Origin of the sequence: Streptomyces sp. NPDC053048 (assembly GCF_044547045.1) — a bacterium.
Classification (GTDB): Bacteria; Actinomycetota; Actinomycetes; order Streptomycetales; family Streptomycetaceae; genus Streptomyces.
The window spans coordinates 44,043-69,662 of the sequence record NZ_JBITZS010000009.1; the positions used below are offsets into that span (position 1 = coordinate 44,043).

A 25,620-nucleotide genomic window follows, 5' to 3' on the forward strand; every position below is an offset into this window, starting at 1 on the left:
CGGTGGCGTCGTCACAGCTCGCCCATCCGGCGGATGGCGGGGGCCACGCGCTGCACGCCGTGCCGGTAGGCGCCGCGCGCGGCGTTCCGCAGGGCTTCGCGCGTGGCGCGGCGCAGCGCGCTCTCGGTGCGCTCGGGGGCGGCCCGGCCCGGCAGGGGGCGGCCCCGGGGGTCGAAGCCGTAGCGGGCGAGGACGGCGGGGAGGTAGCCGGGTGCGGTCCGCGCGGTGTAGTAGGGCGCGAGGGGCGGCAGCGCGGGGCGGGCGGCGAGGTCGGCGACGCGCTCGCGGGCGGCGTCGAAGGCGCTGTCGTACGTACCGTCCGCGGCGACGCCCTGCCGGTCCGTCCAGTGGGGGTCGGGCTCGGGCAGGTGGCCGGCGTCCAGTTCGTCCCAGGAGGCGAGGCAGCCGGAGCCGAGGAAGTGGTGGTTGCCCAGCGGTTCGCGGATGCCGAGGTCGGTGAGGACGGCGGTGGGCACGCCCCGGTGGAGGGCTTCCAGGGCTGCCGTGGAGCTGACGGTCACCAGGAGGTCGGTGCGGTCGAGGACGTCGCCCATGTGGCCGTAGGCCAGGCGGCAGTTGGCGGGCAGGCCGCCGGGGACGCGGGCGGCGAGCTTTTGGTAGGGGTGTTCCTCGAGGTGGGTGGTGTGTTCGCCGGGCTTGCTGCGGAGCTTGATCAGTACCTCTCGCCCCGGGTGCAGGCGGGCGTGGCGGGCGGCGCGTTCGAGCAGGTAGGCGCGGTCGGCGCGGCCTTCGGGTACGGAGGGCTGGGCGGCGAACACGACGGTGTACGGGCGGCCTTGGCGTGCGCCGGGGTAGGGTGCGCCGCCCAGGAACGGCAGCGCGCACGGGGTGACGCTGTGCGCCGGGGCGCCCGCTCCCGCGTACACGGCGCGGAAACGCTCCGCGTCGTGGCGGGAGTTGGCGAGGACGACGTCCGCGCCGTGGCGCAGCAGCAGTCCGTCGGCGAGTTTTTCGTAGACGACGCCGACGTAGCCGGTGACGACGACGGGCCGGGCGGGGGCCGCGCCCCAGGCGTGGGCCAGGCCGTGCAGCATGGCCTGGACGGCGCCGCCGACGCAGGCGAGGACGATCACGTCGTGGCGGGCCCGGTCGGTGGCGGCGGTGAACTCCGCCGGGGTGACCTCGCGCAGCGCGTCCGCGCGGACGCCGACCTCGGCGAGCTGGCGGACGGTGGGGGTCGCGCGGCCTCTCAGCAGGAAGCCGTCGAGGTGGCCGCCGGGCGCGAGCCGGTGCGCGGTGAGCGCCCCCCATTTCCACCGGGTGTCGGAGTCGGCGAGCACCGCGACGCGCGATGGGGATTCGTTGCGTGATGGCACGTCGCCGACGATAGAAATCCATTCCGTTTCGCTGCCCAACGGGGCTTCAACAACTGGTAAACAGCACGTCGACGGACGGCGAATCGGTTGACGGGCAAGGGTGGTTCATCGATCCGCCGCACTTCGTTCACCTTCGCTTACGCCGTGCGTCGGATTGAGTGCCGGGGCGCCACATAGCGTCATGCGAGTGGTCAAGCTCTCGGTCATCGTGCCGTTCTTCAACGTGCAGACATATGCCCCCGACACACTGCGAAGCCTGAATGCGAACACGCGTGAGGACTTCGAATTCATTCTCGTCGACGATTGTTCGACGGACGGCACGCCGGGGGTGCTGGAGCGCGCCGGGCGGGAGCTGCCGGGGGCGGTGCTGATGCGCCACGAGCGCAACGGGGGCCTGGCCACCGCCCGCAACACCGGGCTGGACGCGGCGCGCGGGCGCTACATCACCTTCCTCGACGGCGACGACTGGCTGGCGCCGGGCCACTACGAGCGGCTGGTGGGGGTCATCGAGGACCTGGACGTCGACTTCGTGCGCACCGACCACGTGCAGTGCACGGGCCGGAACCGGACCGTGCACCGAGTGCCCGTCGGCCGGCGCGGGGTGCCGCTGCGGCCACGTGACGCGATACTGCCGGCCGGCCGCTCCACGTCCGTCGACTACCCCTACGCCTGGGCGGGCATCTACCACCGGCGGCTGCTGGACGCGGGTCTGCTGCACTTCGTGCACGGGCTGCGCACCGCGGAGGACCGGCCGTGGATCTGGCGGCTGCACCGCGAGGCGGAATCCTTCGCGGTCGCCGGGCTGCTCGGCGTGTTCTACCGGCGCGGGGTCGCCACGTCGCTCACGCAGATCGGCGATGTGCGGCAGCTGGATTTCATTCGCGCGTTCGACGCGGTATTGGCGGAAACGGCCCGCGACGCGGAAGCGGAGAAACTCCTCCCGAAGGCCGTGCGCACGTACTGCGCGATCATTTCCCACCATCTGGGATCGATCGAGCGATTCGAGCCGGCGGTCGCCAGGAAACTCCGTTCGATGAGCGCGGCCGCGATGAAACGCATGCCGCGGGAACTCCTCGAGGACGCCCTGAATTCCATGGACGCCGACCGCGCCGCCCGCCTGCGCAGGCTGCGCCGCCGGGCCGCCGCGAACCCCGTGCGGACGGAGGTGGCCGCCTGATGCCGGCGCCCGCCACCACCCGCGTCTTCATGGCCTCCACCCTCTACGGGGCCGCCACGCTCGCCGCCGCCCTGGACGCCGGGCTGTACCCCGCCTCCGGCCGCCGGCTGCTGCTCGTCGCCAACACCGCCGCCGTCCCCGAGACCACGCCCGCGTTCGACGAGGCGCCCGGGTTCGAGCGACTGCGTGCCCGCTTCGACGGGGTGCTGTCCTGGAACGGGACGATCAGCCCCTTCCACCCCTCCGGCTGGTCCCCCCGCCCCGACGACGCGCCCCTGTGGGAGCGCCACCTGCGGCTGCTGTGGGGGCTGGGCACCGACGACGTGGAACTCGTCCTCGAATCCCTCCAGGTCAACCCCGCCCACGCCGTCGCCCAGCTGTTCGCGGACGCGCCCATCGACGTCTACGCGGACGGGCTGATGAGCTACGGGCCCACCCGCAGCAAGCTCGACCCGCTGATCGGCACCCGGGTGCGCCGCCTGCTCCACCTGGACCTGGTGCCGGGCCTGGTGCCGCTGCTGCTGACGGAGTTCGGGGTCGAGCCGGAGGTCGTGCCGGGCGAGGTCTTCACCAAGGTGCTGGCCGAGCTCTCCGACGCCGCCGCCCCCGGCCTGCCCCGGGCGCCCGAGGACGCCGCCCTGCTGCTCGGCCAGTACCTGTCGGCGCTGGACATCCTCACCCCCGAGGAGGAGGAGCGGCTGCACGTGACGATGCTGCGCGGCGCGGTGGCGCGCGGACACCGGGCCGTGGTGTTCAAGCCGCACCCCTCCGCCCCGGCCCGCTGGTCGCGGCTGCTGGAGGAGGAGGCGGGCCGGCTCGGCGCGGAGCTGACCGTCCTGGACGCGCCCGTCCTGGCCGAGGCGGTCTACCAGCGGCTGCGTCCCGCGCTGGTCGTCGCCTGCTTCTCCACCGCGCTGCTGACCGCGCGCACCTTCTACGGCCTGCCCGTCGCCCGCGCGGGCACCGACCTGCTGCTGGAACGGCTGACGCCGTACCAGAACAGCAATCGCGTGCCGGTGACGATCGTCGACGCGCTGCTGCCCGCCCTCGAGGACCCCGACGGCCGGGAGACGGACCCCCCGGAGCGGATCGGCGCCCTGCTGGCCGCCGTCGGCTACGCCATGCAGCCGCAGATCCTGCCCGGCCTGCGCCCCGCGGCCGAGCGCTATCTGTCCGCGCACCTGGACGCCCGTACCTGGCGCTACTTCAAGCGCCGCCGCCTGACCGCGCTGGCACTGCCCGGCGCCGTCCCCGCCCAACTCGCCTTCCTGTCCCGCAATCCGGCCGTACGCAAGGCTGTGCGCCGGGCGCGGGCGGTACGCAGGCGGCTGCTGAAGGGGAAGAAAACGGTGAGCTCCGCATGACGACGGTCCGGGCCCCGGAGTCCGTACGGCCCGCCGAGCGTGCTGGGACGAGCGCGGCACCGCCGGCGCGCGAGCGCTCCGGCGGCCGGCTGTACGCCCTGGACGGGCTGCGGCTGCTGGCCGCGCTGATGGTGGCGCTCTACCACTACGGCGGCCGGGACGGCGACGTCAGCCGGGCGTGGGGGGCCTCGCCGCGCCATGAGTTCCCGCACCTGTCGGCGGCCTTCGCCTACGGCTGCCTGGGCGTGCAGATCTTCTTCGTCATCAGCGGCTTCGTGATCTGCATGAGCGGCTGGGGCCGTCCACTGCGCTCGTTCGTCGCCTCCCGGGCCGCCCGCCTCTACCCCGCGTACTGGGCGGCGATCGCGCTCGTCATGCTGGTCTTCGCGCTGCCCTGGGTGCCGTACCGGCCCGTGTCGTTCAGCGACGCGCTGGTGAACCTGACGATGCTGCAGCAGCCCGCGGGGGCCGAGCGGGTGCTGGGGGTGTGCTGGACGCTGTGGGCGGAGGTGCGCTTCTACGCGCTGTTCGCGCTGTTCGTGGTGGTGCCGGGGGCGACGCGGCGGCGGGTGGTGCTGTTCTGCGCGGTGTGGACGCTGATGTCGGTCGTGACGACGGCGTCCCATGTGGAGTTCCTGCGCGTGGTGTTCATGCCGGAGTACTCCGCGTTCTTCATCGGCGGCATCGGCCTGTACCTGGTCCACCGCTTCGGCCACGACGCGCTGTCCTGGGGCATCGTGGCGGTCAGCTTCCTGCTGGGCCAGCACTACGCGGTCGCGGGCCTGTGGCACCCGCCGAACCCGCACTACTTCTCCTACCGCTCCCCCTACGTCATCGTCGCCGTCCTCGCCCTGGGCTACGCGGCCGTGGCGGCGGTGGCGGTGGGCCGGCTGCGCTGGGCGCGGTGGCGGTGGCTGCCGTTCGCCGGGGCGCTGACGTACCCGTTCTACCTGGTGCACGAGCACCTGGGGTGGGCGGTGATCGGCGGGCTGCACCGGGGGCTGGGGGTGCCGTCGTGGGCGACGTTCGCCCTCACGCTCACGGCCATGCTGGTTCTGGCGTGGGTGCTGCACCGCTGCGTGGAGCGGCGGCTGACGCCCGTACTGCGCCGGTGGCTGGAGGCGGTGCGGCTACCTGCCGTCGCCGACGGTGGCGGTGGGCGGTAGCAGCGTTGCTACCGGCCGTCGCCGCCGTCGGTGGGCGGTAGCAGCGTCGCCCCGATGCCGGTGATGACGGCGCGCAGGCCGTCCTCGAAGCCCGCGTCGAGGTCTCCGAAGAACCCCCGTCCCGCCTCGACGGCCAGTGGGTATCCCGTCAGCCGGAGTTCGCGTTCGGCCAGGTCGTAGGCGGGGTCGCGCTCGCCGCCGGGAATGGGGTGGATGGACTGCTCCTCCATCACGTACCCCATCGTGTAGGCGTTGACAGTGAACCAGGCGCGGGCCGCGGCGCCCGGGGTGAAGCCCGCGTCGACCAGCACGCGCATCATGCTCTCCAGCGGGGCCGCGTAGTCGAGGCCGGTGAAGCGCGTGCCGCCGAAGACCTTGGCGCCGTCGCGGTAGCCGAGCAGGAAGCCGCGCAGCACGCGGGCCGCACCGGTCAGGAACTCCTGCCAGGTGGCGGTGTCGACGGCGGTCAGCGATCCGGTCATGCGCCGGAACATCTCCGTGGCCACTTCGTCGAGCAGTTCCTGCTTGTTCTTGAAGTGCCAGTACAGCGCCGGGGCCTGGACATCGAGCTCCTTGGCGATCCTGCGCAGGGTCAGGCCTTCGAGGCCCACCTCGTTGAGCAGGCGGAGCGCGGTGCCGGCCACTTGGGCGCGATCGATGCGAGGTGCCACCTTGACAGCTTAACAACGTTCAGTTCAGTCTGGGAGGGCGATGAACTTAACGGCGTTAAGCAAGGGGGAATCCACCATGTCCGACGTGGACGTACTGATCACCGGCGCCGGCCCCACCGGCCTCGTCCTCGCCATCGACCTCGCCCGGCGCGGCATATCCCACCGCATCGTCGAGCGCTCCGACCGCGGCTTCCCCGGCTCGCGCGGCACCGGCATCCAGCCGCGCACCCTGGAGGTCCTCGACGACCTGGGCGTCGTCGACGCCCTGCTGGCCGGCAGCGGCCCGGTGCCGCCCATTCAGTCCTGGCAGGGCACCGAGCGCGGCGAAGAGTATGACCTGACCGAATCGGCCGGGGACTCCCCCGCCATCCCCTACCCCGAGCCCCGGATGCTCCCCCAGTGGCGCACCGTGGAGATCCTCGTCGCCCGTCTCGAGGAACTGGGCGGCCACGTCGGCTTCCGCACCGAGCTGACCGGCTTCGACCAGGACCCCGACGGCGTCACCGCCACCCTCCGGCACGCCGACGGCAGCGCGGAGACCGTACGGGCGAAGTGGCTCGTCGCGGCCGACGGCGGCCGCAGCACGGTCCGCAAGGCACTGGGCGTGCCCTTCACCGGCGAACAGCTCGACCCGTACCCGGTGCTGATCGCCGACGTGCTGATGGACGGCCCCGACCGGCCCGAGATCGACCCCGGCCACTGGCACATGTGGCAGCAGGCGGAGGGCGGGCTGGTGGCCCTGCGCCCCCTGGAGCAGGTGGAGACCGTCCAGCTCATCGCCGGCTTCGCGGCCGACCGCGAGCTCGACGTCGCCCGCGACGCCACCCCGGAGGCGCTGACCGCCCTGCTCGCCGAACGCACGGGCCTGCGCCTGACGGTGGACGAGGTGAGCTGGGCGTCGGCGTACCGGCCCCGGATGGCGATGGCCGAACGTTTCCGCTCGGGCCGGGTGCTGCTGGCCGGCGACGCCGCGCACGTCCACTCCCCCGCCGGCGGCCAGGGCCTGAACACCAGCCTCCAGGACGCGTACAACCTGGGCTGGAAGCTGGGCGCCGTACTGCGACTGGGCGCGCCCGAGGCGCTGCTGGACTCCTACGACGCCGAGCGCTCCCGCGTCGCGGCCGACGTGCTGGGCCTGAGCAGCCGCGTCCACCGGGCCGACCGCTACGGCACCGACACCCGCTGGCGGCGCGGCCGGGAGACCCACCAGCTGACCCTCGGCTACCGCGAGAGCACCCTCAGCCGTGAACTGCGCCGCGACGTGCCGGACGACGCGCTGCGCGCCGGCGACCGCGCGCCGGACGCGCCCTGCCTGGACGAGGCGGGGCTGCCGGTGCGGCTCTTCGACGTGTTCCGGGGGCCGCACTTCACGCTGCTGGCGGTGACGGACGGGGAGGCGGAAGGGTTCGTGGCGCCGGGGGCGGAGTGGGTGCGCACGTTCCGTCCGGTCGATGCCGAGGGGCATGTGAAGCGGGCGTACGGGGCGGGGCTGTTCCTGATCCGGCCGGACGGGTACGTGGGGCTGGCGACGGACGACCCGGCGGATGTGGAGCGGTACTTGGCGGAGGTGTCGGGGTAGTCGGGGGCGGTGATCGGGGGATGGATGGAGGGTGGGGCGGAGGAAATCCTCCGCCCCACCCTCCAATTCGCACGCACCGCTTGTTCCGCTACAACACCACTGAGTGTTCCGGCTACAACACCACCGACAACAGCAGCACGAACACGATCCCGGCGACCGAGATCACCGTCTCCATCAGCGACCACGTCTTGATCGTCTGCCCGACGCTCATCCCGAAGTACTCCTTCACCATCCAGAACCCGGCGTCGTTGACGTGCGAGAAGAACAGCGAACCGGCGCCGACCGCCAGCACCAGCAGCGCCGCGTGCGTCGAGCTCATGTCGGCGGCGAGCGGGGCGACCAGACCGGCGGCCGAGATCGTCGCGACCGTCGCCGACCCGGTGGCCAGCCGGATGCCGACGGCGATCAGCCAGGCCAGCAGCAGGGCGGAGACGGACCAGTCCTTGGAGATGTCCAGGATCATGCGCCCGACGCCGACGTCGATCAGCGTCTGCTTGAAGCCGCCGCCGGCGCCCACGATCAGCAGGATGCCGGCGATCGGGACGAGCGACTTCTCCACCGTCCCGGCCAGCCGGTCCCGTCCGAAGCCGGCGGCGCGTCCGAGCGTGAACAGCCCGACGAGGACGGCCGCGAGCAGCGCGACGAGCGGGGAGCCGACGACGTCCGTCACCCGCTGGACGTGGTTCCGCGGGTCGTCCACGACGATGTCGACGAGGGCCTTGGCCAGCATCAGCACCACGGGCAGCATGACGGTCGCCACGGTGATGCCGAATCCCGGACGGCGCTCGAGCTCCTCCGAGGGGCGCTGCGGGATCAGCTTCTCGGGCGGCGCGACGTCCACCCAGCGGGACGCGACGCGCGAGAAGACGGGTCCGGCGATGACGGCCGTGGGCACCGCGACGAGCACGCCCAGCGCCAGCGTCACACCGAGGTTGGCGCCGATGGCGTCGATCGCGGCCAGCGGGCCGGGGTGCGGCGGCACCAGGCCGTGCATGACGGACAGTCCGGCCAGCGCGGGTATGCCGATGCGCATCAGCGAGTGGCCGCCCCGCTTGGCGACCAGCAGCACCACCGGGATCAGCAGCACGATGCCGACCTCGAAGAACAGCGGCAGGCCGATGACGCTCGCGATCAGCACGACCGCCCAGGGCATCGAGCGCTCGCCCGCCCTGGCCAGGATCGTGTCGACGATCTGGTCGGCGCCGCCGGAGTCGGCCAGCAGCTTGCCGAGGATGGAACCGAGGGCGATCAGCACGCCGACGCCCGCGACGGTCGAGCCGAGGCCCGCGGTGAAGCTCGCGATGACCTTGTCGATGGGGGCGCCGGCCACGGCGCCCAGGACGAGGGAGCCGATGGTCAGGGAGAGGAACGCGTGCAGCTTGAGGCGGGTGATGAGGAGGACGATGACGGCGATGCCGACGAGGACGGCGATGCCCAGCTGTGCGTGACCCGCCGAAGTGATCGGTGCGGTGGGTGCTGCCGCGGCCAGCATCTCGACGCTGAGAGTGCTCACGGGCTTCCTTGGAGGGGGGAGGGGCTTCGGGGTGGGGAATTAAAGCTGCCGGAGGGCGGCGACGGCCCGTTCGGCGATGACGGCGGCGTCGGGAGTGACGTCGACGGTGACGCCCGCCTCGTCGGCCTCGAGCGGTTCGAGGGTGGCGAACTGGGAGTCCAGCAGCCGGGCGGTCATGAAGTGGCCCTTGCGGCCGGCCATGCGGGCGGCGATCAGCTCGCGGTCGCCGGTGAGGTGGAGGAAGACCAGCCCGGGTACGGCCTCGCGCAGCCGGTCGCGGTAGGCGCGCTTGAGCGCGGAGCAGCTGACGACGCCGCCGAGCCCGGCGGATTCCTGTCCCCGTGCCCAGTCGCCGATGGCGTCGAGCCAGGGGGCGCGGTCGGCGTCGTCCAGCGGGATGCCGGCGGACATCTTGGCGATGTTGGCGGCCGGGTGGAAGTCGTCGCCCTCGGCGTAGGGGACGCCGAGGGCGTCCGCGACCAGCGGGCCGACGGTGGTCTTGCCCGTTCCGGCCACGCCCATGACCACGACGATGTGGTTGTTCATGGCGGTAACTGAAACGGATGGGTACGACGTATTCAAGCCCCGTGACTAAAACGTCATACTTAATGGGCGGGCGTCGCCCATGATCCGCCCGTCGGACAGCTGCCGGGACGCCCCTTAGGCTGATGCGCATGGACAACCAGGGGCAGGGACTGCACGCGCGCGTGCTGGATTCCCTCGGGCCCGCGATCACGGCGGGCGACTACCCGCCGGGCAGCGTGCTGCGCACGGACGAGCTGGAGGAGCGCTTCGCCGTCTCCCGGACGGTCATCCGCGAGGCGATCCGCGTCCTGGAGTCCATGCACCTGGTCGCGTCGCGGCGCCGGGTGGGCGTGACCGTTCTTCCGACCGAGGAGTGGAACGTCTACGACCCGCGCGTCATCCGCTGGCGTCTGGCCGGTCCCGACCGCCCGCGCCAGCTGCGGTCGCTGACGGTGCTGCGCTCGGCGGTCGAACCGGTTGCCGCGGGTCTCGCGGCCCGGCTGGCCACTCCCGAGCAGTGCGCCGAGCTGACCGAGCACGCCCTGGGCATGGTCGCCACCTCGCGCGGGCAGCAGCTGGACCGCTATCTGGTGCACGACATCGCGTTCCACCGCGCGATACTGCGCGCCTCGGGCAATGAGATGTTCGCGCGCCTGGGCGACGTCGTGGCCGAGGTCCTGACCGGCCGCACGCAGCACCAGGTGATGTTCACGGACCCGGATCCGGCCGCGGTGACGCTGCACGTCCGGGTGGCCGAGGCGGTCCGCGAACGGGACGCGGAGCGGGCGGAGGCGCTGACGCGGGAGATCGCGACGGGCGCGATGGCGGAACTGGACATCCTGGCGCCGTGAGGGGGGGATACCTGCGCGTGGGGGCTCAGAAGCTGTGTCGGGACCTGGGATTCGCAGGTGCGCCGTCGTCTGTGGTCGATTCCGTAGTTGGAAGCCGTGCCGGAGTGTCCTGTGACAGCGAACCCTGAGTGTGTGCCACCGAGTCTTGATCGGCATTACTGTGTCCGCCCGCGAAGGCGCTGACGCACTCAGCACCTGTTTCCGACCGTCGTGATCTTTCCTTGCGCAGCTCGTTGAGTCCGGTGACCGTCGATACATCAACAGGTCCGCATATCCTCCCTCGCGCAAAGGAGCCAGCCGTGAACAAGCAGGAACTCATCGACCACGTTGCAGAGACCACCGACGCTTCCAAGGCTGACGTGACCAGGATCCTCGACACGGCGCTCCATGGCATCAAGGACGCCGTCGCAAAAGGCGACATTGTGCAGCTGATCGGCTTCGGCTCATTTGCCGCAGGCGAGCGCGCCGCGCGCGAGGGGCGCAACCCGAAGACCGGGGAAAAGATTCAGCTCGCTGCGGCCAGGACGGTCAAGTTCAGCGCCGGCAAAGCGTTCAAGGACGCGATCAACCGACACTAGGGGCGCACTCCGCGGCCCGGTTTCGGAATCGAGCGGGGGGATTCCGGGCCGCCGAGGTCGCCGTGCCGAACGAGCGGAGCGTGTTCGCCGCTGGTGATCGTAGGGGTGAACCGGCGGCCAGCGCGGCATGCCCCTCGCCGTCATGGTCACCCCCGCGTTCCCGCACGACAGCGTCCCCGCCCGCGACCAGCTGTTCCGCCTGCGCCTGACCCATCCCGAGCTCACCGTCGCCTGGGCCGACTCCGCCTACGGCGGAACCCTCGTCGACTGGTCTCGCTCCTTCCTCGGCATCACCCTCAAGACGGTGCCCCGCCGCAAGGGCCAGGACGGATTCGCCGTCCTGGCCAAGCGGTGGCGAGTCGAGCGGGCAATCTCGTGGACATGCGAGCCAGGAGAAACGTGCGCGACTACGAGCGGCTCATCTCCCACAGCGAGGCCCACACCACCTGGACCTTCATCACCCTCATGGTCCGCCGCCTCACCCGCCCTCCCAGGCCACCTCGCACCACGCCACACCCCGTCGAACCGGTGAAAGCTGCCGGCAAGCCCAAGCCCATCCGCATCCGGACGCAGCCACCGACGATCCGCCTGGCCCCCACCGCCTTGCGCTGACCGGCGAGTGAGCGGGTCACACGTCCGGCATCGGGCTCAGAGGAACGTGGTGTCGGAGTCCAGGTAGCGCAGTTCGAGCGTCTCTTCCCCCACACCGGACTCACCAGCCGTGACGCCCGGACCGCTCCAGCTCACGGGGTGCACCCGGGCAAAGGAGATCTTCTTGACGGGCTCGTTCTTCGCGTTGACGAACGCCAGGATCAGGTCCCGCTCCACGCCGGTCGCGGCCGGATCCCTGGCCTCCTGGATCCATTTGGTGAACTCCTCGCTCTTGTCCCCAGAGCGCGTCAGCGTCACGGTCTTCCACTCCGGAAGCCCGTGCACGTAGTCCCGCTCGATCTTTCCGGACGGGGTCATCGACACCACGTCGATGTACTCCTGGTCCACGGTGATGGCGGAGACGCTCTTGAGCGTCTCCACTCGGAGTCCGCCGAGTTCGATCTGGCACTGATATACCTGGTCATCTGGCATATGGCCACCCTCAGGTCTGGCGTCGCAGGACGATCCGCCCGGCCCGCGATCATGGACATCGTTTCCGGCTGAACCCACAGCGAACACAAAATTCACCCGCTTGAGTGAGCTGCCTGGGCGAAACGGCCTTCGACTCGCCCGCCGCTGTACTGCAGCGCCGACAGGTGGTCCAGCCGCCCGCGGTCCTCACAGTGTGGCCGGGCTCGCGCCTGAGGCGGCGTCCTTGCTTTCGAAGGCGCCTACGCCGCACCGGTCCACGTCACGAGGTTCTGACACGGATTCTCACCGTGCAGGCGGGCCGGGCCATTTCTCGTACCACTGCTGATCGGCCTCGAGTTGGGCGGCGAGTGAGATGAGCAGTGGCTCGCTGCCGTCGGGCCCGAGGAGCTGGGCGCCCATGGGCAGGCCGGTGGCGGTGAGGCCGGAGGGCACACTGAGGGCGGGCCAGCCCAGGACGTTCCACGGCCAGGCGTACGGGCAGGCGGCGATCATGCGGGCGTTGGTGTCGCGGCTGCCGATGCCGGTCAGGTCCCCGGTGCGCAGGGGCGGTACGGCGGTGGTGGGGGTGAGCACGGCGTCGAAGCGCCAGAACATCTCGCCGATCCGGCGGCGCAGCGGCGCCTCCGCCGCCCGAGCGGCGCGCAGCGCGCCGCCGCCGAGCAGCCTTCCACCGCGTACGTTGACGCGCGTACGGGCGTCCAGCAGCGCCTGGTCGGGGACGCGCTCGGCCCAGTCGCGGACGCCGGCCATGGAGCGCGGCACGAAGGTGAAGCCGATCGGCCCGTAGCGGGGGTCCTCCTCGACCACGTCGTGGCCCAGGACCTCGAGGCGTTCGGCGACGCGGAGGGTGGCGTCGCGGACGACGGGGTCGAGCCAGTGCCGGACGGCGGCGAAGGCGGGGCGCAGCGACAGCGCGATCCGCAGCCGCCGCCGTGGTTCGTGTCCGGCGGCGGCGAGGATGTCGACGGGGGGCGGCCGGTGCAGGTCGCCGGAGTGCGAACCGCTGGCGGCCTGGAGGAGGAGCGCGGCGTCGGCGACGGTGCGGGCCAGGGGTCCGTCGCAGGTGATGCCGCGGAAGGCTTCTCGGTAGGGCCAGGTGGAGATGCGTCCGCGCTGGGGTTTGATGCCGACGAGGTGCGTCCAGGCGGCGGGTATGCGGATGGATCCGGCCCCGTCCGAGCCGAGGGCGGCGGGCACGAGCCCGGCGGCGACGGCCGCGGCGGAGCCGCCGGACGAGCCGCCGGGACTGTGCTCGAGGCTCCAGGGGTTGCGGGTGACGCCGAAGGCGGGGCCGTCGGTGACGGGCCATTGCCCGAGTTCGGGGGTGTTCGTCTTGCCGACGACGATGGCGCCGGCGGCACGTAATCGCCGTACGGCCTCGCTGTCGGCCCGCTTGGGGGCGAAGTCGCCGGGGCACCCGAAGGCGGTGGGCTCGCCGGCCACGTCCATGTCGTCCTTGACGGCGAGGGGTACGCCGAGGAGGGCGGCCCGTTCCCCGGCGGCGAGCCGCTTGTCGGCCTCGTCGGCCTCCCGGAGCGCGGCCTCGGCCCGTACCCGCCGGAAGGCGTTGAGGGTGGGCTGCGTATCGGCGATGCGGCGCAGGGACCGCTCGACGAGCTCCCGCGAGGAAACCCGCCGTTCGGCCAGCGCCCGCACCTGCGCCCCGAGCCCTTCGAAGTCTCCCCGCTCCCCGCTCATGAAACCGGTCACCCGAGCCCCTTCCGCTGCGCTCGAACACACGTTAACGGGACGTGAGTTGCAGGGACACAGGGCAGGGGGTCGGTGGGATGTGAGGTGTGTGTCACGAGGTGTGTGTCATAGGGCGTCAGTAGGCTGTGACGGGGAGTGAAGAGGGGGGAGCGTTCGATGACCACTATGCCGACTACTACGCCGACCACTACGCCGTGGGGGCAGGGGCAGGGGGGCGGGACATCACCGGGTCGGGCGATACAGGGCCCGGGGATACAGGGTCCGGCGCTGCCGAGGCCGTCGTCGAACGGGCTGATCATCGCGTCGGACTTCGAGTCGAAGTCGCTCGAGGAACTGCGGGCGATGGTGGAGCACGCGGACGTGGCGCGCACGAGCCGGATGTCGGCACGACTGACGGCCGCGGCGACGCTGATCACGCAGGTGGGTGACGAGCTCAAGCGGCACATGTCGGAGGTGACGTGGGAGGGCGAGGCCGGTGATGCCTTCCGCGCCTGGGGCGCGGACATGGCGAACGCGACGCTGCGCCTGGGCGAGCTGAGCGGCAGCGCGGGGGCGTGGATGCTGCGTGCGGCGTCGACGCTGTCGGAGGTGAAGTCGGCAATGCCGGCACCGGGCCCGTCGGCGGAGGCACGGGCGACGCTGGACGCATACGCGTACGCGCGGGCGCACTCGGGGCAAGTGGGGCAGGTGGGGACGGTTGCTTCGCCGCTGACGCCGGACGGGGGCGGGAACGGGGGCTTGCAGCAACCGTCCGGCCCGACGCAACGCGAGGCGTACGAGGCCCAGCAGCGCCTGGAGGGCGACAGGGCGGAGGCGGCCCGGCTGATGCGGAAGCTTGCGGGGTCGTACGCGTGGTCGGCACATCAGATGGGGGTGGCTCCGCGGCCTACGTTTCGGCCTATGCCGGATCATTTGGTGCCGCCGCCCGCAGGGGAGCGTGACGGCGTCACCGTCGAGCCCGGCTCGGTAGGCGCTGGCTCGCCCACACGGGCAGGCAGTGCGCAGCAGCCTGATGCGCGCTCAGCCACCTACAGCGAAGGCCCGGCTCAAGCCAGGCCTGATTGGGATCTACCCGCTCCATCGGTCAGCATGCCGGAACAGCGGCCAAGTCGGACGAACACCATGATCGATGGCGGTGCAGCACTGCCTCAGATGCCGCCTCCGGGCGGGGCACCAAGCCTCCCGGGAGGTGGCGGAGGTGCTGACACCGGACCAGCCCCCTTCCCGGGATCCGCTGTACCGCCGATGCCCACGGGCAGCACGGATGTGTCACGCGGCCGAGGAGGTCCTCATGGCCTCCCCGGCGCAGGCCGATCCGTAGTTCCGGTTCCCGGCCATGCGTCCACTGGTCCGGGCGCCGGGACGACCGGCAGGTACCCCAGTGCTGGTGGACGGAGCCCGGGGCTGCCGCATGACGGCATCGTCGGTGGACGTCCTGTGCCACGCCCCACGGGGCAGGTCGGCGGCGGCGTTCCCCGGGGCACGGTAATCGGGACTGAGCCGACGCAGGGGCAAGCGCGTCCCGCCATGGGCCCCCTTCCCGGCGTCGCAGGACCTCCGGGAACCGCCGGCGGCGGGGCCGGTCCTCGAGTCACGCGGCGTGTGGCTTCCGAACCCGGGGGAATCGTCGGGGGCCGTCCCCAGCAACGTACCGGGGAGGCCGGCGACCGGCCGTTCACTCCGGGTGGGGCAGGACTTGTACGCGACACACCGCAAGTCGACGGTGCCCGTGGGAGCCACTCCGCGCACAGCAACACCGTGCCCCCGCAAGCAGCGCACGGCACAGCCCCACAGCACGCGCGACGCAGTCAGCGTCCCGGCTATCTCGTCGAGGACGAGGAGGCCTGGTCGTACGGTAACCGTCGCGTGGTACCTCCGGTGATCGACTGAGCTCATGCCGAAGCGAGGAACAAGAGGACAACGCATGCGTGACAGCGGTAGCGCGGGAGTCGGCAGAAAGGCAACCGTTCTCACGACCCTGACGGTTTTGCTGACCTTGGGGACCGCGGCGCAAGCCGACATTCGATCACGCCAGTGGCATCTCGATGCGATGAAGGCGGAAGAGATGTGGCAGACCAGCAAGGGAGAAGGAGTTACGGTTGCCGTCATCGACACCGGGGTAGAGGCCACACTGCCCAACCTCCGTGGCAGGGTCCTCGAAGGACGGAACTTCTCCGCTCGGCCGGGTGGCGCGCAAGTCGACCCGCACAACCATGGGACACGTATCGCCGAGTTGATTGCCGGCACTGGTGCCGGTGAGCACAAGGCGTTCGGCTTGGCGCCGGGAGCCGTGATCCTTCCGCTACGCGTCGCAAGCGGCACCGACTCCGCCAATGCGGCAGCCGCCGCGCAGGCCTTCACCGAGGACGTCAGCGCTGCGGTCCGCTACGCGGCCGACTCTCAGGCACGCGTCATCAACATCTCAATGGGCACACGCACGTCGAGCGAACAGCTCGCGGAAGCCATTCGTTATGCAAATGCGAGAGGCAAGCTCATATTTGCCAGCGTCGGAAACAGTGGCGACAAAGCAAACGAAGTCGAATACCCGGCAGCGCTGCCAGGCGTAGTCGGTGTCGCAGCCGTAAACCGTGCGATCAGCGCAACGGAGGAGTCCCAGCGCGGACAGCAGGTGGACCTTGCCGCACCCGGCGAGGACATGGTGGCTGTCTGCGCAAACGGAACCGACATCTGCGTAAGCCACGGCACCAGCGACGCCACCGCCCTGGCCTCCGCCTCCGCCGCGCTCGTCTGGTCGGCACACCCCGACTGGACGGCCAACCAAGTGCTCCGCGTCCTCATCAACACCGCCGGCGGGCCCAAGAGCGGTGAGAAGCGCAGTGACACGATCGGCTACGGCGTGGTCCGCCCCCGCATCGCCCTGCAGAACCCCGGCGACCCCGGCCCCGCCGACGTCAGCCCACTCCCCGAGCTCGCGGCAAAGCCGCGCCCCACCCCGTCCCGCGCCACAGGCGGCATGACGCGAGCCGACACTGACAAGGACTCAGAGTCCGCCAACGGCGGCACCGTACTCGTGGCGGCCGGCGTCGCCACCGCCATCGCACTGGCCGCCGGAGCAACGGTGCTCGCCGTGCGACGGCGCAAGGCAGCGGCGGTCCCACCCAGGTAGGTGTTACAGGCGTTACCCTCCAACGCACCCATTTCCTCCGAAGGTCGACAACACGATGACGCCTGCCCTCTTGAACGAGATCGACGCGCTGTACGCGGAGGCGGCCCGCCCGGCCGCGCTCATCGGTGAGTTCCGCCGTACCCCGGTGCTGGTCCCCCTGGACGAGGCAGGCGGCCTGTGGTCGGTGGAGTGGGACGGCATCCGCTGGCTGTGCGCGTTCTCGGACGAGACCGCGCTGGCGCGGTTCGCGGTGGCGCGAGGGCTGACGGCCGAGGGGGCGTGGGAGTACCGGTCGGTGCTGGGTGCCCGACTGCTGGACGTGGTGGTCCCGGCCGTGGACGGCCCCACGGGCGTGGCACTCGACGTCGGCGGCGAGCGGCCGGCGCTGTTCCCGCCGGTGCGCGGCATCGTGCCGGACGAGGTGGCGCTGGACGCCGAGATGAATCGTTTCTCCACCCAGAACCAGAACAACGAGGCCACGACCGACGAGAAGGAAGGGCACCGGTGAGCGGAGGCAAAGGCGGCATACACGCCGGCAAGGACGCCCTGGACGGCGTAGCCAAAGGCATCAACGGAGCGATCGGCGAGCTCAAGGAGATCGGCACCGCCGGCTCCGCGGCAGTCGGCCGCGGCTTCGCCGACCTCGCACTCTCCGGCGTGGAGACGGGCCACGACGGCCTGACGGCCGCCTTCAAGACGTTCTGCGAGCGCTGGGAGTGGGGGGTCCGGGCGCTCGTCCAGGACGGAAGCCAGTTCGCGGAGCGCGTGGGTCTGGCCGCCGGTTACTACCAGGAGGCCGACCGGTACGTGAAGGACACGGTCAAGGTCGTCGCCAACGCATCCTTCGGCAACCCGCACCTGACGGAGGAGCAGGTCGAGGGCATGCGCATGAAGGACGTACTGGCCGACAACCCGGTCACGCAGATACGCGACGCCGACTACAGCGGCGACTCGTTCGCGAAGACGGCCAAGGACGCCAAGGAAACCTGGTCGAGGACGGCGAAGGACATCGACGGCACCCCGAACACGGCGGGGCTGGCAGTCCACCTGGGCAGCAAGATCGAGGACTACGACTAAATGGGCAACGAGTAAATGGGCAACGACGTCTGGGACATCGCCGCCAAGGCCGTCAACAAGGTGGGCGCGGCGGCCGAGGAGACCTTCGACAAGGGGAAGAAGGCTCTCGGCGAGGCCGTCGACAAGGGCACGGACGTCGCCGCGGCCGGACTGCACAAGGTCGGCGCGGACGACGCCGCCGACGCGGTCGAGCACTGGGGCGACCGCACCGCCTCCGATCTCGGCGCACATGTGCGCGAGCATCAGCTCGGCGAGACCGACAACCCCAAGGAGCTCGTCCGCGGCGACGCCAAGCAGATCGACGCCGCCGCCAAGCACCTGCGCAATTTCCAGAAGGCCTTCGACACCACACACACCGCCCTGCTCAAGGTGCGGGCGACAGACGGCTGGAAGGGCGAGGGGGCGGACGCGTTCACGGCGAAGTTCGTGGAGCAGCCGAAGAAGTGGGCCGAGGCGGCCGACGCGTGCGAGGCCGCGGCCGGTGCGCTGGAGGCGTACGCCCACACCGTCACCTGGGCGCAGGGCCAGGCGAAGGAGGCCATCCGCCTCCACAAGCGTGGCAGGGACACCGAGAGGAAGGCCGTCGAGGCGTACAACCGCCAGGTCGACGCCTACAACGCCTCCCTCGCCGAGGCCGCCCGCAACTGTCAGGCCCCCGGCCCCGCCCCCACCAAGCCGAACAATCCCGGCAAGTCGGACTTCGACGAAGCCGAGCGAATCCTGGCCGAGGCCCGCAAGCAGCGCAACACCGCGGCGGGCGAGGCGAAATCAAAGGTCGACGCGGCCGTCACGAACGCCCCGCAGAAGCCGTCCTTCACCAACCGCATGAAGGCGACCACCGCCGACCTGCGCGACGGCGGCGCGGTGGAGGTCCTGCACGTGGGCGGTGGCGCACTGCGCGCGGTGACGGACATGACGAAGGCGGCCCGCAGCCTCAACCCCTCCGACCCCTACAACCTCTCCCACCCCGCCCAGTACCTGAGCGCCGTCTCGAACGCCACCGCCGGGATGCTCTCCCTCGCCTCGCACCCCGAGCGCGTCCCCGCCACCCTGGTCGGCGAGGGCTGGGGCAAGGACCCGTCCGAGGCCGGCGGCCGCCTGGCCGGCAACGTCGCCCTGGCCCTCCTGACGGGCGGCGGCAGCGCCGGCGCCGCGGCCGGCGAACGCGCGGCGATCGCCGGGGCCCGGCGGGGCGCGATCGAAGGGGCCGAGGGAGCGGCGGCCAGGACCGGGGCCGCGGCCAGATCCGAAGCCAGATCCGGAAGCAGATCCGGAGGCAGCCCCGGAGGCAAGGAAGCCGCCTCCAAGGAAGCCGCCTCGGCGGAGAAGCCGCCGACCCCCGCACGCCAGTCGGCCAACGAGAACCCGAAGGGGAACACGCGCGACGAACAGTCCGTGTGCGCGGACGGCACGGACCCGGTCGACCTGGCCACGGGCCACATGTACCTCCCGCAGACGGACGTACATCTTCCCGGTTCGCTGCCGCTCCGCTTCTTCCGTCAGGTGCGGTCGAACTACCGGGCGGGCCGCTGGCTGGGCCCGTCGTGGGCCGGCACCGCGGACCAGCGCCTGGAGATCGACGCGGAGGGTGTCGTCTTCGTCTGCGAGGACGGCATGCTCCTCGCCTACCCGCACCCCGCGCCCGGCGTCCCCACCCTCCCGGCGGACGGCCCGCGCTGGCCGCTGGAGCGCACGGTGGACGGCGAGTACGTCGTCACCGACCCGCTGCGCGGCCTGACCTGGCACTTCGCCCCGTACGACGACGAACTGGCCCTGCTGGAGCAGATCACCGACCGCAACAGCCACTGGATCACCTTCGAGTACGCGGCGGACGGCACCCCCACCGGAATCACCCACGACTCCGGCTACCACATCCGCATCACCACCGACATCGACACCGGCCGCATCACCGCCCTCCACCTGGCGGACACGGAGCTGGTCCGCTACGGCTACACCGACGGCCATCTCACCGAGGTCTTCAACTCCTCCGGCGCCGCGCTGCGATTCGCGTACGACGAGCACGGCCGCGTCACCTCCTGGACCGACCGCAACGGCAGCAGCTACCGCTACGCCTACGACGACCGCGACCGCTGCGTGTTCGAGTCCGGCGTCGACGGCCATATGCGGGCCGTCATCGAGTACGGCGATCCGGACCCGGAGTCGGGACAGCGCGTCACCAGCGTCACGGACGCCCTCGGCCACACCACGCGTCACGTCTTCAACGACGCCCTTCAGCACATCGCCCGGACCGACCCGGCCGGCGCGGTCACCCGCATGCGCTGGGACCGCTACAACCGCCTCCTCTCCCACACCGATCCGCTCGAGCGGACCACGGAGTACCGCTACGACGACACCGGTCGGCTGACGGCCGTCGTACGCCCCGACGGGCGCGCGGCCACGGCCTCGTACAACGACCTCGGCCTGCCCGAGACGGTGACGATGCCGGACGGATCGGTCTGGCGGCACACGTACGACTCCACGGGCAACCGCATCTCGACCACGGACCCCACGGGTGCACTCACCCGCTTCACGTACGACAGCCACGGCCACCCGACCTCGGTGACCGACGCCCTCGGCAACACCTCGCGCCTGCGGTGCAACGCGGCCGGGCTGGTGACCGAGGTGACCGACCCGCTGGGCGGGCTGACCACCTACCGCCGCGACGCCCTCGGCCGGGTGACGGCCGTGGTCGACGCGCTGGGCGCGACGACGCGCATGCGGTGGTCGGTGGAAGGAAAGCTTCTGCGCCGGGTCGAGCCGGACGGTGCGGAGGAGACGTGGACGTACGACGGCGAGGGCAACTGCACGACGCACACCGATGCGCTGGGCGCGACGACGTCGTACGAGTACACCCACTTCGACCTGCTCGCCGCGCAGACGGGCCCGGACGGGGTGCGTCATGAGTTCACGCACGACGCGCTGCTGCGGCTGACGCGGGTCACCAACCCGCAGGGACTGACGTGGGAGTACGCCTACGACGCGGCCGGCCGCCTGGTCGGGGAGACGGACTTCGACGGCCGCGGCCTGCGGTACACGCACGACGCGGCGGGCCGGCTGACGGCCCGGACGAACGCCGTGGGCCAGACGATCACCTATGAGCACGATGTGCTCGGCCGGGTGGTGGCGAAGGACGTGGCGGGCGAGGTCACGACGTACGCGCACGACGCGGCGGGCCGTCTGCTGGAGGCGGTGGGTCCGGACGCGACGCTGGTCTACAGCCGGGACCGGCTCGGCCGGGTCAAGTCGGAGACAACGAACGGCCACACGCTGGCGCTGACGTACGACGGCGTGGGACGCAGGGTGCGCCGGGTGACGCCGATGGGCGCGACGAGTGAGTGGACGTACGACGCGGCGGGCCGCCGCACGAGCCTGTCGGCGTCGGGGCACATGTTCGACGTGGAACACGACGCGGTGGGGAGGGAGATCGCACGCCACTTCGGGAACGACGTCACGCTGCACCACGGGTGGGACGAGGCAGGCCGCCTGACGAGTCAGCGACTGACGTCCGGAACGACGCCTCTGCAGACCCGCTCCTTCACGTACCGCCGTGACGGCTACCTGACGGCCGTCAACGACCGCACGTTCGACGTGGACGCGGCGGGGCGGGTCACGGCGGTGAACGCCCCTGGCTGGCAGGAACGGTACGCCTACGACGAGGCGGGCAACCAGACGCACGCCACCTGGCCCACGACCCACCCGGGCAAGGAGGCCCAGGGCTCCCGCGACTACACGGGCACCCGCATCACGCGCGCGGGCGGCATCCGCTATGAACACGACGCGCAGGGCCGCGTGGTCCTGCGCCAGAAGACGCGTCTCTCCCGCAAACCGGACACGTGGCGCTACGAATGGGACGCGGAGGACCGCCTGCGGGGTGTGACCACCCCGGACGGCACGAGATGGCGCTACCTGTACGACCCGCTGGGCCGCCGCACAGCCAAGCAGCGCCTGGCGCCGGACGGCACGGTGGCGGAACGAACGGACTTCACGTGGGACGGCCCGACTCTCACCGAACAGACGACGGTCTCGGCCACCCTCCCGAACCCGGTCACCCTCACCTGGGACCACGACGGCCTGCGCCCGGTCGCCCAGACGGAACGAATATCGTCGGCGGACGCCGCGCAACGCGAGATAGACAGCCGCTTCTTCGCCATCGTCACCGACCTGGTGGGCAGCCCGACGGAACTGGTCGACGAGCAGGGCGACATAGCCTGGCGCACCCGCTCAACCCTGTGGGGCGCCACAACCTGGCCGAAGTCCAGCAAGGCCTACACCCCTCTCCGCTTCCCAGGCCAGTACTTCGACCCGGAAACGGGCCTCCACTACAACTTCCACCGCCACTACGACCCGGAGACGGCCAGATACACGTCCCCGGACCCACTGGGGCTGGCACCGGCGCCGAACCCGGCGGCTTATGTCGACAACCCACATACGTGGTCGGACCCGTTCGGGCTGGCGCCTTACCACGAACGGGATGGGTCAGATGGGCCGGCCAATGCGGCTAACGGCGAGCGATTGCGGCAACAACTGCGCGAGGAGGCAGGACCCGTAGGGTCGATACAAGGCATCGAAGACATCATGGACAATCCGCAAGTGCTCAGCGGCGGGGTGACTCCCGATGAGGTGCGCGGCGCTCTGGTGAATAGGCCGGGTTGGCGTGAGGAAACCCTAGGAAAGGGCGATCACGCAGGCCAGGGATGGGTGCTTCGCGAGTACACAGAACGCGGCCATGAAACCGGCCGAATGCTCCGATGGCATCCCGGCGGAGGGCATCACGGAGATGGAGCATACTGGCGAGTGAAGGGATGGGAAGGCGATTTGGGAGGCATTATCCGATGACCGAAGAGCACCGGGCGGAAATCGCAGTAAGGCTGCTAAAAAAGGCACTCGAGCTGCTGGCTTCGGACGCAGAGGCGCAGACTCGATATGTGCATCACCTGCGCATCGATCCAGATGAAATGGCGTTGGAGTTCGACGACGCTTTCCGGCGCGTCGTCGGCCTCTCAGACATGGGCCTTCTCCCGGACAGCGTACTGACGACAGTCCTCCCAATTGACGAACATTTGCAGCGAATGACCGGTTCGCGGCCGGAGGTCTGGACCGTAGCCGGCCTGCAGAATTCTCCGGACTGGCAAGAGCTGCGCTCACTCGCCAAGGAAGCAATGGAGGACATCTCGGCTATGGAGGTGTAGCAAGCACGAAACCTCCAGCCTCACAGCGGGGAGATGCGGACCGCTGCTGGCTGACCACCTGCCACTTGTGAGCAGATCGACACGGCCAGGCAATGGCAGCGCTACGCCCCGCCCCGCACACTCACTGGATGCGTGAAGTGATCGAAGCCTTCGGGCTGACCCTGCGGCCCTGGGGCGGCGACGACGCCGCCTCCGTCGCCGACGCCTACACCGAGCCCCTAATGCGGTGGCAGGCGCCGCAGCCCGTCGAATCCGTCGACGATGCGCGGGAGTGGATACGGACGCGGTCCCGGCAGTGGAAGAGCGGGGAAGCCTACGCCTTCGCCATCGTCGACAGCAGCGGCATCACGCTCGGCAACGTCACCATCGGCGCCGTCGATCGGCGGCATTCCACCGGGTGGGTCTCCTACTGGACCACCGCCGCCGCCCGCGGGCGTGGCATCGCCACCCGGGCCTGCCGGGCCGCCTCCCGCTGGGCCTTCGACGACCTCGGGTTGTTCCGGCTCGAGCTCGGGCATCGGGTCAACAACCCCGCCTCCTGCCGCGTCGCCACCGCTGCCGGCTTCGCCGCCGAAGGCATGCAGCGGCAGAAGCTCCTCTACGACGGGGTCCGGTACGACGTCGAAACGCATGCCCGGCTGGCCACGGACCCGGAGCCGGGCGACCCCTCGGTGGCCCGCCCCACCCCTTAAGGTTGCCGATCATGGGGATACCGGAGCCGGCGACGGCGCCATCGTGGGCGGCGCCCAGTGAGGTCGAGCAGCGGCTGTACGAGGCCAAGGGGCGGGGCGACTGGGGGGCGTACTTTGATGTGCTCGCCGGCGCCAACCTCTACCACGCCATGTCCCGCGCCTTCGCCGACGCCAACCCCGGAAAAGTCCGGGCCGGCGTCTACTGGGAGCCCCGCATGGGGGTCGAGTGCTACGCCTACTTCACCCAGGGCATGCTTCCCGCCCCCGTCGAGGATCCCGTCTTCTATTCCGACACCCTCGACGAGCTCGTCGACTACTGGCCCCGCCCCGACGCCTGGCTCGCCGTCAACCCCGGCACGCCCTGCGAGGCGTTCTTCCCCGCCACTCCCGCGCACCGCGCCGTGTGGAAGGAGCACGCCGACCGTGCGCCGCAGACGCCGCCGAAGGCGGTGCGCACGCTGTGGGTCGGCGGGCCGTTGCACGGGCCCGTCGCCCATGGGCTGGCCTGCGGCGCGTTCCTGATGGTGAACAACAACGAGCCGTGGAACGCGATGGCCTACCACGGACACGGCTACACCACCGAGCTGCGGACCCTCGAACGCTGGTGGGGCGTCACCGATCGCGCCAAGTGGCAGGAGTATCTCGAGGAACTGCTCCGCGGCGAGATGGTCAGCTCGGTCTGGGAGTTCGTTCTCGAAGTTCGGCGCTCCATCGGGCGACAGTACGGCGGTCCCGTCGAGGTCGCGCACTGGCGCGAGGTCACCGAGCGCGTCATGCGGCGCAACGCCGCCGAGTCCCCCTCGCCCACCAACCCGGACGCCGAGATCGCGCGCGTCCAGCAGCTCATCGGGCGCATCACCCGCTACGAGGCCCGCTTCCGCGCCGACGGGCTCCTCGCCGACGGCAAGTACGTCCGCTCCGTGCTCGCCTGGGACTACGGGCGCGCCTCCGGAATGGCCCGCTGGGGCGTGGGGGCGCGGTTCGGCAGCGTGGCCGAGGCCGAGGCCGCCGTCATCCGCGCCGGACGCGTCAGTCAGGCCACCTACAACTCCTGGGCGGACTTCTCCGCCGGCTACGTCCTCGGCCGCTGCCTCCACTTCGACGACGAGGAGTTCGGCAACTGGTACCAGGGCGTCCTCGAGGCCCACCGCCTGCTGTTCTCCGACCCGCAGAGTCCCTGGTTGAACATTCCCTGGAAGTAGCCCGTCCGACGGTCACACCCCGAACAACCCCAGGCACCCCTCCAACCCCTCCACCCGCACCGGAACCCTCCGGTGCTCCTCCCACGACGCCCGGTCCAGCCGCAGTCGCCGGAACGTGCGTGCCTCACCCCGCACCGCCGCCCTCAGCAACCCGTCCGGGCGGTAGCCGAGCTTGCGTGAGACGGCCAGCGAGCGCGTGTTCTCCGCCGTCGCGGCCGAGGTCACGCACACGGCCCCCAGGCCCTCGAAGGCCAGGTGGGCCACTGCCGCACGCATCTCCGTGCCGATGCCGCGGCCCTGGTGGGGCAGGCCGAGCCAGGAGCCTGTCTCGGCCTCGCGCGTGATCGCGAAGTCGGACGCGGTCAGGTCCTGCCGGCCGACGACCTCGCCGTCGCACAGCACCGCCAGGCTCAGCGTCCACCGCTCCGGGCTCCACTCCGCGACGGTGCCGAGTACATGCTGGAACGTGGCGCGGGCTCGCCCCTCGGGCGTGGTGTCCGTCCACGGGACGATGAACGGCATCTCGGCCGCGTCGTGAACACCGCCGGCGGCCACCGCCGCCAGTGCGTCGAGCGTCGCCACATCCGGAAGGCGCAGCTCAAGGCGCGGCGTCGTGATGCGCAGCCCGTACAGGGGCCAGAAGCGCGTGTCCATGAAGAGAGGGTGCCGAACGGACCGCGACCGGGTCGAACGGATTACGCGGAACGGTGGGGTGGCCTTGGCCCAGGCGCCGTGGCCACCCCGACCGCATGGGCATCGCCGGGTACCGCGACAGTCCA

The 25,620-nt window shown here is 71.1% G+C and carries 21 protein-coding genes and 1 pseudogene; 15 read left to right on the forward strand and 7 right to left on the reverse strand.

Going from position 1 to position 25,620, the window contains the following annotated elements; translation table 11 throughout:
• Positions 1-11: 11 nt before the first annotated feature.
• A complete protein-coding gene (locus ACIG36_RS23975; RefSeq protein ID WP_399932285.1) occupies positions 12-1,301 on the reverse strand; it encodes a DUF6716 putative glycosyltransferase in 1,290 nt (429 codons plus the stop codon).
• 223 nt (positions 1,302-1,524) lie between these two features.
• Between ACIG36_RS23975 and ACIG36_RS23980 the strand changes: the two genes are divergently transcribed.
• The 3 genes from ACIG36_RS23980 to ACIG36_RS23990 are packed head-to-tail and all read left to right on the forward strand — an operon-like array spanning position 1,525 to position 5,044.
• Positions 1,525-2,514, forward strand: a complete 990-nt coding sequence (locus ACIG36_RS23980; RefSeq protein ID WP_399931344.1) for a glycosyltransferase family 2 protein — start codon at positions 1,525-1,527, stop codon at positions 2,512-2,514.
• Positions 2,514-3,878, forward strand: coding sequence for a polysialyltransferase family glycosyltransferase (locus ACIG36_RS23985; RefSeq protein ID WP_399931347.1), 1,365 nt, complete (start codon positions 2,514-2,516; stop codon positions 3,876-3,878). Before ACIG36_RS23980 ends, ACIG36_RS23985 begins: the two co-directional genes overlap by 1 nt.
• A complete protein-coding gene (locus ACIG36_RS23990; RefSeq protein ID WP_399931350.1) occupies positions 3,875-5,044 on the forward strand; it encodes an acyltransferase family protein in 1,170 nt (389 codons plus the stop codon). Before ACIG36_RS23985 ends, ACIG36_RS23990 begins: the two co-directional genes overlap by 4 nt.
• 8 nt (positions 5,045-5,052) lie before the next feature.
• On the opposite strand, the gene ACIG36_RS23995 is transcribed toward ACIG36_RS23990, so the two are convergent.
• Entirely contained in the window at positions 5,053-5,715 is a 663-nt protein-coding gene (locus ACIG36_RS23995; RefSeq protein ID WP_399931352.1) for a TetR/AcrR family transcriptional regulator C-terminal domain-containing protein, read from the reverse strand.
• A 76-nt stretch (positions 5,716-5,791) separates the two neighbouring features.
• Between ACIG36_RS23995 and ACIG36_RS24000 the strand changes: the two genes are divergently transcribed.
• Complete coding sequence (locus ACIG36_RS24000) at positions 5,792-7,294, forward strand: FAD-dependent monooxygenase (protein ID WP_399931354.1); 1,503 nt, start codon at positions 5,792-5,794, stop codon at positions 7,292-7,294.
• 112 nt (positions 7,295-7,406) lie between these two features.
• Here ACIG36_RS24000 and ACIG36_RS24005 read toward each other — a convergent pair whose 3' ends face one another.
• Both ACIG36_RS24005 and ACIG36_RS24010 read right to left on the reverse strand, forming a co-directional pair.
• Complete coding sequence (locus ACIG36_RS24005) at positions 7,407-8,807, reverse strand: gluconate:H+ symporter (protein WP_399931357.1); 1,401 nt, start codon at positions 8,805-8,807, stop codon at positions 7,407-7,409.
• 39 nt (positions 8,808-8,846) lie between these two features.
• Positions 8,847-9,353 (reverse strand): gluconokinase, encoded by a 507-nt coding sequence (locus tag ACIG36_RS24010; RefSeq protein WP_399931360.1) that lies wholly within the window; start codon positions 9,351-9,353, stop codon positions 8,847-8,849.
• A 128-nt stretch (positions 9,354-9,481) separates the two neighbouring features.
• On the opposite strand from ACIG36_RS24010, the gene ACIG36_RS24015 reads away from it, so the two are divergent.
• The 4 genes and pseudogenes from ACIG36_RS24015 to ACIG36_RS24030 all read left to right on the forward strand — a co-directional run bounded on the left by ACIG36_RS24015 (position 9,482) and on the right by ACIG36_RS24030 (position 11,373).
• Positions 9,482-10,183 (forward strand): FadR/GntR family transcriptional regulator, encoded by a 702-nt coding sequence (locus tag ACIG36_RS24015; RefSeq protein ID WP_399931362.1) that lies wholly within the window; start codon positions 9,482-9,484, stop codon positions 10,181-10,183.
• Between the two features lie 299 nt (positions 10,184-10,482).
• Positions 10,483-10,761 carry an HU family DNA-binding protein gene (locus ACIG36_RS24020; RefSeq protein ID WP_399931365.1) on the forward strand — a complete coding sequence of 93 codons (279 nt, stop codon included), beginning with the start codon at positions 10,483-10,485 and terminating at the stop codon, positions 10,759-10,761.
• A 142-nt stretch (positions 10,762-10,903) separates the two neighbouring features.
• A pseudogene (locus ACIG36_RS24025) lies at positions 10,904-11,083 on the forward strand (IS5/IS1182 family transposase); the annotation flags it as partial.
• Between the two features lie 59 nt (positions 11,084-11,142).
• Positions 11,143-11,373 carry a hypothetical protein gene (locus ACIG36_RS24030; protein WP_399932342.1) on the forward strand — a complete coding sequence of 77 codons (231 nt, stop codon included), beginning with the start codon at positions 11,143-11,145 and terminating at the stop codon, positions 11,371-11,373.
• 36 nt (positions 11,374-11,409) lie between these two features.
• Here the strand turns inward: ACIG36_RS24030 and ACIG36_RS24035 are convergent, their stop codons facing one another.
• Both ACIG36_RS24035 and ACIG36_RS24040 read right to left on the reverse strand, forming a co-directional pair.
• Complete coding sequence (locus ACIG36_RS24035) at positions 11,410-11,844, reverse strand: phage tail protein (RefSeq protein ID WP_399931368.1); 435 nt, start codon at positions 11,842-11,844, stop codon at positions 11,410-11,412.
• A gap of 282 nt (positions 11,845-12,126) precedes the next feature.
• Positions 12,127-13,542, reverse strand: coding sequence for an amidase (locus ACIG36_RS24040; RefSeq protein ID WP_399932288.1), 1,416 nt, complete (start codon positions 13,540-13,542; stop codon positions 12,127-12,129).
• Positions 13,543-15,478: 1,936 nt separating this feature from the next.
• On the opposite strand from ACIG36_RS24040, the gene mycP reads away from it, so the two are divergent.
• The 7 genes from mycP to ACIG36_RS24075 all read left to right on the forward strand — a co-directional run bounded on the left by mycP (position 15,479) and on the right by ACIG36_RS24075 (position 24,841).
• A complete protein-coding gene (mycP, locus tag ACIG36_RS24045) occupies positions 15,479-16,681 on the forward strand; it encodes a type VII secretion-associated serine protease mycosin (protein ID WP_399931371.1) in 1,203 nt (400 codons plus the stop codon).
• Between the two features lie 70 nt (positions 16,682-16,751).
• Entirely contained in the window at positions 16,752-17,189 is a 438-nt protein-coding gene (locus ACIG36_RS24050) for an SseB family protein (RefSeq protein WP_399931374.1), read from the forward strand.
• Positions 17,186-17,758 carry a hypothetical protein gene (locus tag ACIG36_RS24055; protein WP_399931377.1) on the forward strand — a complete coding sequence of 191 codons (573 nt, stop codon included), beginning with the start codon at positions 17,186-17,188 and terminating at the stop codon, positions 17,756-17,758. Before ACIG36_RS24050 ends, ACIG36_RS24055 begins: the two co-directional genes overlap by 4 nt.
• Positions 17,759-17,773: 15 nt before the next feature.
• Positions 17,774-22,594 (forward strand): putative T7SS-secreted protein, encoded by a 4,821-nt coding sequence (locus ACIG36_RS24060; protein WP_399931380.1) that lies wholly within the window; start codon positions 17,774-17,776, stop codon positions 22,592-22,594.
• Positions 22,591-22,947, forward strand: a complete 357-nt coding sequence (locus ACIG36_RS24065; RefSeq protein ID WP_399931383.1) for a hypothetical protein — start codon at positions 22,591-22,593, stop codon at positions 22,945-22,947. The genes ACIG36_RS24060 and ACIG36_RS24065 overlap by 4 nt, the downstream gene beginning before the upstream one ends.
• A gap of 128 nt (positions 22,948-23,075) precedes the next feature.
• Positions 23,076-23,639, forward strand: a complete 564-nt coding sequence (locus ACIG36_RS24070) for a GNAT family N-acetyltransferase (protein WP_399931386.1) — start codon at positions 23,076-23,078, stop codon at positions 23,637-23,639.
• Positions 23,640-23,650: 11 nt separating this feature from the next.
• Positions 23,651-24,841, forward strand: coding sequence for a DUF1266 domain-containing protein (locus tag ACIG36_RS24075; protein WP_399931389.1), 1,191 nt, complete (start codon positions 23,651-23,653; stop codon positions 24,839-24,841).
• Between the two features lie 12 nt (positions 24,842-24,853).
• On the opposite strand, the gene ACIG36_RS24080 is transcribed toward ACIG36_RS24075, so the two are convergent.
• Positions 24,854-25,495, reverse strand: a complete 642-nt coding sequence (locus tag ACIG36_RS24080; protein WP_399931392.1) for a GNAT family N-acetyltransferase — start codon at positions 25,493-25,495, stop codon at positions 24,854-24,856.
• Between the last annotated feature and the right edge of the window lie 125 nt (positions 25,496-25,620).

Coding starts and splice junctions, on each gene's coding strand:
- ACIG36_RS23985 (WP_399931347.1), top strand. CDS start 2,514: ATGCCGGCGCCCGCCACCACCCGCGTCTTCATGGCCTCCACCCTCTAC.
- ACIG36_RS23990 (WP_399931350.1), top strand. CDS start 3,875: ATGACGACGGTCCGGGCCCCGGAGTCCGTACGGCCCGCCGAGCGTGCT.
- ACIG36_RS24000 (WP_399931354.1), top strand. CDS start 5,792: ATGTCCGACGTGGACGTACTGATCACCGGCGCCGGCCCCACCGGCCTC.
- ACIG36_RS24010 (WP_399931360.1), bottom strand. CDS start 9,353: ATGAACAACCACATCGTCGTGGTCATGGGCGTGGCCGGAACGGGCAAG.
- ACIG36_RS24015 (WP_399931362.1), top strand. CDS start 9,482: ATGGACAACCAGGGGCAGGGACTGCACGCGCGCGTGCTGGATTCCCTC.
- ACIG36_RS24030 (WP_399932342.1), top strand. CDS start 11,143: ATGCGAGCCAGGAGAAACGTGCGCGACTACGAGCGGCTCATCTCCCAC.
- ACIG36_RS24035 (WP_399931368.1), bottom strand. CDS start 11,844: ATGCCAGATGACCAGGTATATCAGTGCCAGATCGAACTCGGCGGACTC.
- ACIG36_RS24040 (WP_399932288.1), bottom strand. CDS start 13,542: ATGAGCGGGGAGCGGGGAGACTTCGAAGGGCTCGGGGCGCAGGTGCGG.
- mycP (WP_399931371.1), top strand. CDS start 15,479: ATGCGTGACAGCGGTAGCGCGGGAGTCGGCAGAAAGGCAACCGTTCTC.
- ACIG36_RS24060 (WP_399931380.1), top strand. CDS start 17,774: ATGGGCAACGACGTCTGGGACATCGCCGCCAAGGCCGTCAACAAGGTG.
- ACIG36_RS24065 (WP_399931383.1), top strand. CDS start 22,591: ATGACCGAAGAGCACCGGGCGGAAATCGCAGTAAGGCTGCTAAAAAAG.
- ACIG36_RS24070 (WP_399931386.1), top strand. CDS start 23,076: ATGCGTGAAGTGATCGAAGCCTTCGGGCTGACCCTGCGGCCCTGGGGC.
- ACIG36_RS24075 (WP_399931389.1), top strand. CDS start 23,651: ATGGGGATACCGGAGCCGGCGACGGCGCCATCGTGGGCGGCGCCCAGT.
- ACIG36_RS24080 (WP_399931392.1), bottom strand. CDS start 25,495: ATGGACACGCGCTTCTGGCCCCTGTACGGGCTGCGCATCACGACGCCG.